Annotated in this window: 11 protein-coding genes and 1 pseudogene; 6 read left to right on the top strand and 6 right to left on the bottom strand. The window is 31.5% G+C overall.

What is annotated here, in order from left to right:
* Window positions 1-151: 151 nt before the first annotated feature.
* From M663_RS0110955 to dnaA, 6 genes are all read right to left on the bottom strand, one after another.
* Entirely contained in the window at window positions 152-2,410 is a 2,259-nt protein-coding gene (locus M663_RS0110955; RefSeq protein WP_029688925.1) for a TIM-barrel domain-containing protein, read from the bottom strand.
* Window positions 2,411-2,422: 12 nt separating this feature from the next.
* Window positions 2,423-2,680 (bottom strand): extracellular matrix/biofilm biosynthesis regulator RemA family protein, encoded by a 258-nt coding sequence (locus M663_RS0110950; RefSeq protein ID WP_029688924.1) that lies wholly within the window; start codon window positions 2,678-2,680, stop codon window positions 2,423-2,425.
* A gap of 11 nt (window positions 2,681-2,691) precedes the next feature.
* Complete coding sequence (gene recF / locus M663_RS0110945) at window positions 2,692-3,780, bottom strand: DNA replication/repair protein RecF (protein WP_029688923.1); 1,089 nt, start codon at window positions 3,778-3,780, stop codon at window positions 2,692-2,694.
* Between the two features lie 10 nt (window positions 3,781-3,790).
* On the bottom strand, window positions 3,791-3,997 hold the full coding sequence (yaaA, locus tag M663_RS0110940; protein WP_029688922.1) for a S4 domain-containing protein YaaA: 207 nt from the start codon (window positions 3,995-3,997) through the stop codon (window positions 3,791-3,793).
* 20 nt (window positions 3,998-4,017) lie between these two features.
* Entirely contained in the window at window positions 4,018-5,130 is a 1,113-nt protein-coding gene (gene dnaN / locus M663_RS0110935; RefSeq protein ID WP_029688921.1) for a DNA polymerase III subunit beta, read from the bottom strand.
* 235 nt (window positions 5,131-5,365) lie between these two features.
* Entirely contained in the window at window positions 5,366-6,697 is a 1,332-nt protein-coding gene (gene dnaA / locus M663_RS0110930; RefSeq protein ID WP_004399506.1) for a chromosomal replication initiator protein DnaA, read from the bottom strand.
* Between the two features lie 509 nt (window positions 6,698-7,206).
* On the opposite strand from dnaA, the gene rpmH reads away from it, so the two are divergent.
* The 6 genes and pseudogenes from rpmH to M663_RS14815 form a co-directional block, all read left to right on the top strand.
* Window positions 7,207-7,341 carry a 50S ribosomal protein L34 gene (gene rpmH, locus M663_RS0110925; RefSeq protein WP_003867410.1) on the top strand — a complete coding sequence of 45 codons (135 nt, stop codon included), beginning with the start codon at window positions 7,207-7,209 and terminating at the stop codon, window positions 7,339-7,341.
* Window positions 7,342-7,377: 36 nt separating this feature from the next.
* Window positions 7,378-7,728, top strand: a complete 351-nt coding sequence (gene rnpA / locus M663_RS0110920) for a ribonuclease P protein component (protein ID WP_004399511.1) — start codon at window positions 7,378-7,380, stop codon at window positions 7,726-7,728.
* Window positions 7,725-7,934, top strand: coding sequence for a membrane protein insertion efficiency factor YidD (gene yidD / locus M663_RS0110915; RefSeq protein WP_004399512.1), 210 nt, complete (start codon window positions 7,725-7,727; stop codon window positions 7,932-7,934). The genes rnpA and yidD overlap by 4 nt, the downstream gene beginning before the upstream one ends.
* A 17-nt stretch (window positions 7,935-7,951) precedes the next feature.
* On the top strand, window positions 7,952-8,572 hold the full coding sequence (locus M663_RS0110910) for a YidC/Oxa1 family membrane protein insertase (protein ID WP_029688920.1): 621 nt from the start codon (window positions 7,952-7,954) through the stop codon (window positions 8,570-8,572).
* Window position 8,573: 1 nt separating this feature from the next.
* A complete protein-coding gene (jag, locus tag M663_RS0110905; protein ID WP_009052056.1) occupies window positions 8,574-9,194 on the top strand; it encodes an RNA-binding cell elongation regulator Jag/EloR in 621 nt (206 codons plus the stop codon).
* A gap of 93 nt (window positions 9,195-9,287) precedes the next feature.
* Window positions 9,288-9,467 (top strand): annotated as a pseudogene (locus M663_RS14815) (tRNA uridine-5-carboxymethylaminomethyl(34) synthesis GTPase MnmE); the annotation flags it as partial.

Genomic DNA, 9,467 nt, shown 5'->3' with positions numbered 1-9,467 from the left:
GGCCGCTTCCGCCATCCGTGGCTCCAGCCCCGCCTCCGTCATCACACTTGCTAAGTTTAGTTACTGCTTTGTCGCGAGTCGCATTACTTCACAAAATGCCAATCTTACAAAATAGTTTGTCTACAGTCTGATAGAGGCTTTTGCCTCTATTTTACAATTCAATTTCACAACTTTCCTTCTCAACTTTTTCACCATTTATCTTAATCTCTTTGATGTCGTCAAAATTTTTAAATATAAATTTATACTTTTTAACTCCTTTGTCATAGCCAAAGTGAATTTTATCAAATTTTATATCCATTCTTCCTTCTTTATAACAAAAACTTATATCGAAGAGGTTATAAACCCCTTTAGTATAATCGAAAGATTTTCCATCATCTTCATAATGGAGATAATGTCCCTCTTTCCCTTTGTATATCTCCACTGTTAATTCTTCCAGCTTCTTTTCCCCTATAAAAGACTGAGGCTGCTGTTTTAACAGTATTCCTCCTTCTTTTACAAAAAGAGGTATTACTTCTATAGGAGCATCCACAAGGTAATAGTTTTTTCCTTTGAATTCTTTTCCCGTCCAGTAATCATACCAGATTCCTTCAGGCAAATAAACTTCTCTTCGTTCTTTTGAAGGAAGATATAAAGGAGCAACTAAGAGACCTTCTCCAAACATAAATTCATCATATATCTTATGAGTATTTTCATCTTTTTGATATTCAAAAACCAAAGGCCTCATAATAGGATAGCCTTTTTGAGATGCAATGTAAAACAAATCATATAAGTAAGGAAAAAGTTCATATCTCATTTTTATATATTTTCGAGAAATATTTTCTGCTCTTTTACCAAAAGACCATGGCTCTTGGTCTTTTGTTCCTATTGCAGAATGAACTCTTAAAAACGGAGTAAATACCGCAGCCTCTATCCACCTTATAAAAAGTTCTTCATGGCAATCTCCTTCAAATCCTCCAACATCTGCTCCTGCAAACGGTTGTCCAGATAGACCTATGTTCATTATCATTGGCATCATCATAAGAAGATGCTCATACAAGCTTCTGTTGTCTCCTGTCCACATTGCAGCATACCTTTGTATCCCTGAAAAAGCGGCTCTTGTCAAAACAAAAGGCCTTTCATTAGGTCTTATCCTTAGAAAACCATCTCTTGTGGCCATTGCCATGTAATTTGCATAGACATTGTGAGCCTCTTTGTGAAGTACCTTTTCTCCATCTAAAATATGAATATTATCCTCTGGCATTGTTTTTGTAGGTGTTTCAAAAACAGCTGGTTCATTCATATCATTCCATATACCATCAATGCCATCATTTATAAATTCTCTGTGCTTTTCACCCCACCAATATCTCACTTCTTCTTGTAAAAAGTCAGGAAAACAAGCTTCCCCTGGCCATACTTTTCCAACGTAGGTTATACCGTACTTATCCTTTACAAAATAACCCTTTTCAATTCCTTCTCTGTAAACATGGTAGTCGTAATCTCTCTTAACTCCTGGATCTACAATTGTCACTACTTTAAATCCCATTTCTTTAAGCTGTTTTAACATTTCTTTGTGGTTTTTAAACGTTTCTTTATTCCATGTAAAAACTCTATACCCTTCCATGTAATCTATATCGAGATATATCACATCACAAGGAATGTCTTTTTCTCTAAAAGTTTTTGCAACCTCCAGTACTCTCTCTTGTGGGGTGTAACTATATCTGCTTTGTTGATTACCTAATACCCATAATGGCGGAAGACTTATCCTTCCTGTAAGATATGTATAATTTTCCACAACCTCTTTTATGTCTTCTCCGTATATAAAATAGTAGTTCATTTGGCCGCCATATGCTCCAAAAAAGTAATATTCTTGACTTTCTTGACCCATATCAAAAAAAGACCTAAAACTGTTGTCCAAAAATATTCCATAAGTGTGATAATCGTTCATTCCTATGAAAAAAGGGTAAGACTCATATAAAAGTTTTGTAGTCTGGTTGTGAGTCATAAATTCATCTGTATTCCACATCTCAAGCCTTTCGCCTTTTTTGTCGAGATATCCTGCTTTTTCTCCAAAACCGTAAAAATGGTCTTCTCTTAACTTTTTATAGCATCTTACATCTGTTTCATTGAACTTTGCTCCTCCATTGTAATCCTCATTAATTATATTTCCATTTTTATCTAAGAAACTCACAGAAAGGTCATTTTTATTTATTTTTACTTTCAATGAATTAGTCTCAATTAATATGCTTTCTAATTCATCACTTATACTAAACTCAGGAATATCGTATTCTTTCTTTTCTATCGCAATTGTATCCTTTCTTTTTTCCTCTTTATTACTTACAAAAACGTTAATAATTTTATCACCTAATACTCTAAGCTCTAACTTCTTTCCTTCATTTCTCACAACAATTCCTTCTGATGTTTTTTGATACAATTTAATACCTCCCTAATCCTCTATTTTTTGTGTCCTTCTTATAAGGGTAAAAGCAGAAATTGGTGATAAATAAATAATACTCCTCTTATCCCTTTCTGTGATTATAAAAGACTTTGGCTTTTCGTCAGAAATTCTGACCACAAATCCTTCTTCTTCCGCTACTCTCAGAAACTGAATAGTAGCTTCAGAAGTGGTTACAATATTCATATCAAAAATGCCTATAATTTCTTTATCGGGTACTACCACGTTGCCGCCTAAATGGACATACATTTTTTGACCCCCTATTCCTTAATGACAACCCCATTAGATATCTTAAAATAACAATCTCCTTTTAAATCTCTTTTTGTAGTATGGGTTATAAAAGTCTGAAAACCTTTTAATCTTTCTAGGACATATTTTTTTCTATTTTCATCTAATTCTGACATTACGTCATCTAAAAGCAGTACTGGTTTTTCACTAGTCTCCTTTTTTAAAATTTCAAACTCTGATAATTTAAGGCATAAAGCCACTGTTCGCTGTTGACCTTGAGAAGAATATACTCTTGAATCATAGCCGTTTATAATAATCTTAAAATCTTCCCTATGAGGCCCTACTTGTGTTGTAAGATACTTTAAATCTAAATCTATATTCTTTAATAGTTTTTCTTTTAATCTTTTTTTAACTATTTCTTCATCTGAAGCATCTTTAAGTCCAACACTATTTAGGTAGACAATTTCTGCTGTCTCATTGGAAATTTCAAGTAAAAATTTTTTTATATTAATTTCTACGTTTTTTAAATAATTTTGTCTCATCACAATTATTTTTGCCCCGTATTCTACTAATTGGTCATCAAAAATTTCTAGTATACTTTTACTTTTCCCTTCTTTTATGCTCTTTAATAGTTTATTTCTATTCATTAGTATTTTGTTATATTGCATGAGGTTATAAAGATAATTCTTTTCAACAACAGATATACAAGAATCCAGATATTTTCTGCGATGGGAAGGTCCTTCTTTTATTATGTTTAAATCTTCAGGAGAAAAAATGACTGTCAAAAGTTGACCTAAAAGTTCGGAAGTCGACTTTATTTTATTGCCATTTACTTTAATGACTTTATTTTCATTTTTCTTGTATCCAAATTCTATTTTTTTATCGTTATTTTCTTGACAAATTATAGCTTTTACATAAAAATAATCTTCTCCAAATTTTATTAGTTCTGTCGTTTTGCTCCCTCTAAAAGACCTTCCCATACTTAAAAGCCTAATACTTTCTAATAAATTGCTCTTTCCTTGTGCATTTAAACCATAAAATATATTTATTCCTTCGCAAAATTCTATTTTTTGCTTTTGTAAATTTCTAAAATTGTCGACAAATAGCTCCTTCACATACAAGTTAAATTCCTCACTTTATGATATAAGTTTTACCATCTACCTCAATTATATCATTTTTGCGAAGTTTTTTACCTCTTTTTAATTCTATTGCGCCATTTACTTTAACTTTTCCTTCTAAAATAAATTGCTTTGCTTGTCCTCCAGTTTGACATATTTTCATATACTTTAAAAATTGCCCTAAGGTAATATATTCCGTCTCTATAGGCACTTCTATCATTTAAAAAACACCTCTTATTTTTAATTGAGTTTTACAGGAAGTATCATATAAAGATAATCTTTACTTCCTATAGGTTTTATTATTAACGGATTTATACTATTTATGAAATAAAGCGTTATTTCCTCTTCATCGATGGCTCTTAAAGAATCTAATAAATATCTTGAGTTAAAAGCGATCTCAAGAAACATTCCTTTTACATCAACTTCTATTTTTTCTATCATCTTGCCCTTTTCAGAATTAGAAGAGACAGTAATAAATTTATCACCAATCTCAAACTTAATCAAATTATTTTTGCTTTCTGCAATTAGTGAAGCTCTTTCAATACTTTCAGTTAAAACTTCTCTTTTGACTACCACTTCAGTCTTATAATCCTTTGGTAAAACAGCATTGTAGTTTATAAAGCTTCCTTCTAAAAGCCTCGATATTACCTTTGTATTTTCAATTTGGAATAACACTTGATTAGCAGTGTGGTATATCTCTATCTCTGTTTCCTCATCTTTTAAGATTCTGTATATCTCTTCTAAAGTTTTACCTGGAATTACTATAGAATATTTTTCTATATCCTCGTCAAAGAATTTTTCCTCACTCTGATAAGAATATATAGCCATTCTAAATCCATCTAAAGCTACTGCTTTAACTTCATTTTGAAACACTTCGAATAGAACACCTGTCAAAATAGGTCTTGTTTGCTCCTGGGCAATACAAAAGACTGTTTTTCTTATTAGGTCTTTTAGAATATTTTGCGTCAACTTAAAAGAATTTTCTCTAGATACTTGAGGGATTTCAGGAAATTCTACAGCGTCGCTTCCTGCAATAGTGAAATTTATGCTATCGCAAACTACATTTACCGTGTTTTGAGAATCACTTTCTACTTTTACTTCTCCCTCTGGCAATTTTCGAACTAATTCTGAAAAAATTTTTGCAGGTACAACTATTTCTCCCTCTTCTTCTACCACTGCAGGAATTTGACACTCTATCCCTATGTCCAAATCAGTTCCTGAAAATTTGACTTGACCTTTCAAAGCTGAAATTTTGATACCTTGAAGAATAGGAAGAGTAGTTCGGGAAGATACCCCCCTTATTGCAATATTTACTCCTTCAAATAATGAATTTTTATCACACACAAATTTCATTTTTTTCACTCCTGTTTTTGAGAATATTTTTTTGAATCAAATCATATAATAAATAAGATAAGCATTTAGTAGTCGTAGTAATAGAAAGTGTTAGTTTGTTAGTAATGGTTTGTGAAGCAGAGAAAAAGTCGATAATTGTCTGTGAATAACTTTTGGACAATTATTTAAAATTATTAACAATATTCACATACAAAAAATTTTAAAACATATAAACAGGGTTATCCCTGTTTATATGTTAAAAACCTTTTATTCTCTTTTTAAGTTCCTCAATCTGCCTTGAGAGAAGTTCGTCTTGTTTTATTTCATTAGAGATTTTTTCATAGGCATGTATTACAGTAGTATGGTCTTTTCCAAATTCTTCTCCTATCTTTGGAAGAGATAAATCTGTCAATTCTCTTGCTAAGTACATGGCAATTTGTCGAGGATAAGCTATGTTTTTTGTTCTCTTGCGGGACCTGAAGTCTTCTAGTTTTATGTTATAGTACTTGCAAACTTCTTCTTGTATGAGTTTTACAGTTATTTCCCTTGTTTTATTAGATACAATTTCCTTTAGGGCATGCTTAGTTAATTCTAAGTCTATATTAGATTTTGTAAGATTTGAAAAAGCTACGATTCTTATTAGTGCTCCTTCTAACTCTCTTATGTTTGATTGAATTTTTTCTGCCACATAGGCTAAAACTTCGTCGGGGATATTGAGATTTTCTGTTTGAGCTTTCTTTTTAAGTATTGCTATTCTTGTCTCATAATCTGGTGGCTGTATATCCGCGATTAAACCCCACTCAAACCTTGACCTTAGCCTTTCTTCTAAAGTTGGAATTTCTTTTGGTGGTCTGTCACTAGAGATAACTATTTGCTTGTTTGCTTCGTAAAGGGTGTTAAAAGTATGGAAAAATTCTTCTTGAGTTCGTTCTTTTTTGGCTATAAATTGAATATCATCTATTAGAAGGACATCAATATTTCTGTACTTGTTTCTAAATTCTTCATTTTTATCGTCTTTTATGGAGTTAACTAACTCGTTTGTAAACGTTTCTGACGTAACGTACATTATTTTGTAGCCACTTTGATGTTTATTGATAAAGTGCCCTATTGCATGCATTAAATGGGTTTTGCCTAAACCTACTCCTCCATAAATAAATAAAGGGTTATAAGCTTTTGCTGGAGCTTGAGCTACTGCAAGACATGCAGCGTGAGCAAGTTTATTGCTGTTTCCAACTACAAAAGTATCAAAAGTATATTTTGGATTTAGAGTGGAAAGAGTGGTGGATTCAGTTAGGTTTTCTTTTTCTAAGGATTCTTTGATTTCTCTATATTCTTCTTCGTCTTCTGATAATATTTTTATCTCGTATAGTTTATTTGTAGCTTTTGAAGCAGCGTCGTAGATAATATTTATATATCTTCCATTTATTATATTTTTTGTAAAAGTATTAGGAGTGCTTAAAAATAATACATCATCAATGATTGCTAAGGGTTTTATGTGAACTAACCAGGTGTTATAGCTGGTGGGGGTAAGCTCACTCTTTATGACCTCCACTATCCTCTCCCATATTTGACGATGATCTCCATACATTGTATGACCTCCTAAGCCCATCAATAAAATGTGGATAACTTATTTAAAAGGGTGGCATAATATATTATCGGTATAAGTTAGTTGTTAATAAGTTAAATTTAGTTTTGTGAATTTTTTAATTTGATAACTTTTGCAAAAACACATGTGCAGATGTTGTTGATAAAAGATATTTTGATAAAAAAACTGATAAAAAAATTAAAATACATTGATTATAAATATAATGAATAAGAAAACTAACATTTAAATAACAACTTATTCACAAATTTATCAACAACCTGTGAATAAGTTGTTATTTTTGTGGCTACAATTTATTTAAGTTATCAACAGTTTAATTTTATAATAGCAAATTATCAACAGATTATCAATAAGAAAAATAATTTTGTCTACAGCTGTGTGTAGATAATTTTTAAGTTGTTGATAATTTTCTTGTTTTAAAAAGTCTTGTTGACATCCTCCTTAATTAACGTTATAATTTTTATAGCATTTTTTAGGTTTTAGGAGGTGTGGCAATGCTTCGCACTTATCAACCCAAAAAAAGACATAGAAAAAAAGTGCACGGTTTTAGAAAGAGGATGTCTACCAAAAGTGGTCGCAATGTTTTAAAAAGAAGAAGACAAAAAGGTAGACATAGATTGACAGCGTGAGGCCTTTAGGGCCTTTTTTACAATCCGGAGGTATAAATGAGTAACAAGATTATAAAAATTAAAAAAAGTTATGAATTTAAAAAGGTTTATTCAAATGGAAAATCTGTTGCTAATCAGTTTGTTGTAATGTATTATATGGAAAATAATTTAGGTTTTAATAGAGTTGGCTATTCAGTGAGTAAAAAAATAGGTAAAAGTGTGGTAAGAAATAGAGTTAGAAGGCTTTTACATGAAAGTTTTAGACTTTTAGATATTGAGATAAAAATAGGTTTTGATATAATTTTTGTCGCAAGAGGGAAAATTGTAGAGGCTGATTTTCACACTTTAAAAAATTCCATGAGAAAATTGATTATGAAAACACCTCTTTATGCGGGGAATGAAAGATGAAAAATGTTGTTATTTTTTTAATTAAGTTGTATCAAAGATATATTTCGCCTATGAAGCCAAGGACCTGTAGATTTTACCCAACTTGTTCTCAATATTCTATAGAAGCAATATCAAAGCATGGACTTTTAAAGGGCGGAATTATGTCAATTTGGCGGATTTTAAGGTGCAATCCCTTTAATCCCGGGGGATATGACCCTGTAAAATAAATTTTTGGAGGTATATTATGGCAACAATTGCTATGTATTTAGGACAATTGTTAGAATTTATACATCATTATGTGGGAAATTATGGTATCGCTATAATTATTTTTACTATTTTAATAAGGATACTTCTTTTGCCTTTTTATATACAGCAAATGAGCACAATGAAAAAGATGAAAGAAATACAGCCTCTTGTAGAAGAACTTCAAAAGAAGTATGCTAAAGACCCTCAAAAATTAAACATGGAAACAATGAAATTGTATCAAGAGAAAAAAGTAAATCCTTTCGGTGGATGTTTACCTATGCTTTTGCCTTTGATAATATTGTGGCCGCTTTTTACGATGCTTAGAACCTATCCAGCTTTTTCAACTGCTTCTTTTTTATGGATGCATAGCCTTGCACAAAAGGACCCTTATTATATAATTCCTATTTTAGCTGCTGTGACTACTTATATATCTTCTGCCATGGTAGCAACAGACAAAAGTCAAAATTCTATGAATATAATGATGTCAATTTTTATGGGATGGATAACTGTTTCTCTGCCGGCAGGAGTAGGAATATATTGGGTTACAAGCAATATATTTCAGATAGTGCAGCAGTATATTTTTATGAGAGAGACAAATACTGCTAAGGGGGAATCATAAGTTGAAAGAGCTTATAAGGACAGGCAAGACGGTGGAAGAAGCTGTAAATCTTGCCTTACAGGAATTTGGCGTACCGAGGGAAATGGTACAAGTGGAAGTGTTGGATGAAGGGGGTAAAGGTTTTCTAGGTCTTATAAGCAAGCAGGCGATAGTCAAAGTAATTTTAAAAGATGTAATAAAGGAGAGCGCTAAAAATTTTTTACAGCAAGTAATTGAGGCGATGAAATTAGATGTTAAGTTTGATATAGAAGAAGATGAGGATACTATAAAGTTTAATTTATATGGAAAAAATGTGGGGTTGTTGATAGGTCATAGGGGTGAGACATTAGATTCATTGCAATATCTTGTAAATGTTGTTGCCAGCAAGTATAGAGAATATGATAGATATAGAAGAATTATATTAGATGCAGAAAATTATAGAAAAAGAAGGGAAGAGACTCTAATTAGGCTTGCGAAAAAATTAGCCAAACAAGTAATGGAGACAAAAGAAAGCGTTGAATTAGAGCCTATGAGTCCTAATGAAAGGCGAATAATTCACATGGCTTTGCAGGACCATCCATATGTAGAGACTTATAGTGAAGGAGAGGAGCCTAATAGAAGAGTCATAATAGCTTTAAAATAATACCCTGTCAAGGGTTTTTTTTATATTTCTGATTGAAAAAGTGAAAACATTGGTATATTATTTTATAAGACAATTTTTTGGTTGGTGATGAAAATGGTTTTTGATACAATTGCAGCTATTTCCACTTTTCCAGGGGAAGCAGGAATTGGAATAGTTAGATTAAGTGGAGATGATGCTTTAGAAATAATTTCAAAAATTTTTAAACCCTATAAGTCTAAAGATATAAAAAAAGTGAAAAGTCATACTTTACATTATGGACATATAGTAGACCCT

The organism is Thermoanaerobacter sp. A7A (assembly GCF_000445185.1).
In the GTDB taxonomy this organism is placed as follows: Bacteria; Bacillota; Thermoanaerobacteria; order Thermoanaerobacterales; family Thermoanaerobacteraceae; genus Thermoanaerobacter.
The sequence above is the reverse complement of the archived record's forward strand: the minus strand, read 5'-3'. Positions and strand labels throughout refer to the sequence as shown.

Coding starts and splice junctions, on each gene's coding strand:
- M663_RS0110950 (WP_029688924.1), bottom strand. CDS start 2,680: ATGTATGTCCATTTAGGCGGCAACGTGGTAGTACCCGATAAAGAAATT.
- yaaA (WP_029688922.1), bottom strand. CDS start 3,997: ATGATAGAAGTGCCTATAGAGACGGAATATATTACCTTAGGGCAATTT.
- dnaN (WP_029688921.1), bottom strand. CDS start 5,130: ATGAAATTTGTGTGTGATAAAAATTCATTATTTGAAGGAGTAAATATT.
- dnaA (WP_004399506.1), bottom strand. CDS start 6,697: ATGTATGGAGATCATCGTCAAATATGGGAGAGGATAGTGGAGGTCATA.
- rpmH (WP_003867410.1), top strand. CDS start 7,207: ATGCTTCGCACTTATCAACCCAAAAAAAGACATAGAAAAAAAGTGCAC.
- rnpA (WP_004399511.1), top strand. CDS start 7,378: ATGAGTAACAAGATTATAAAAATTAAAAAAAGTTATGAATTTAAAAAG.
- yidD (WP_004399512.1), top strand. CDS start 7,725: ATGAAAAATGTTGTTATTTTTTTAATTAAGTTGTATCAAAGATATATT.
- M663_RS0110910 (WP_029688920.1), top strand. CDS start 7,952: ATGGCAACAATTGCTATGTATTTAGGACAATTGTTAGAATTTATACAT.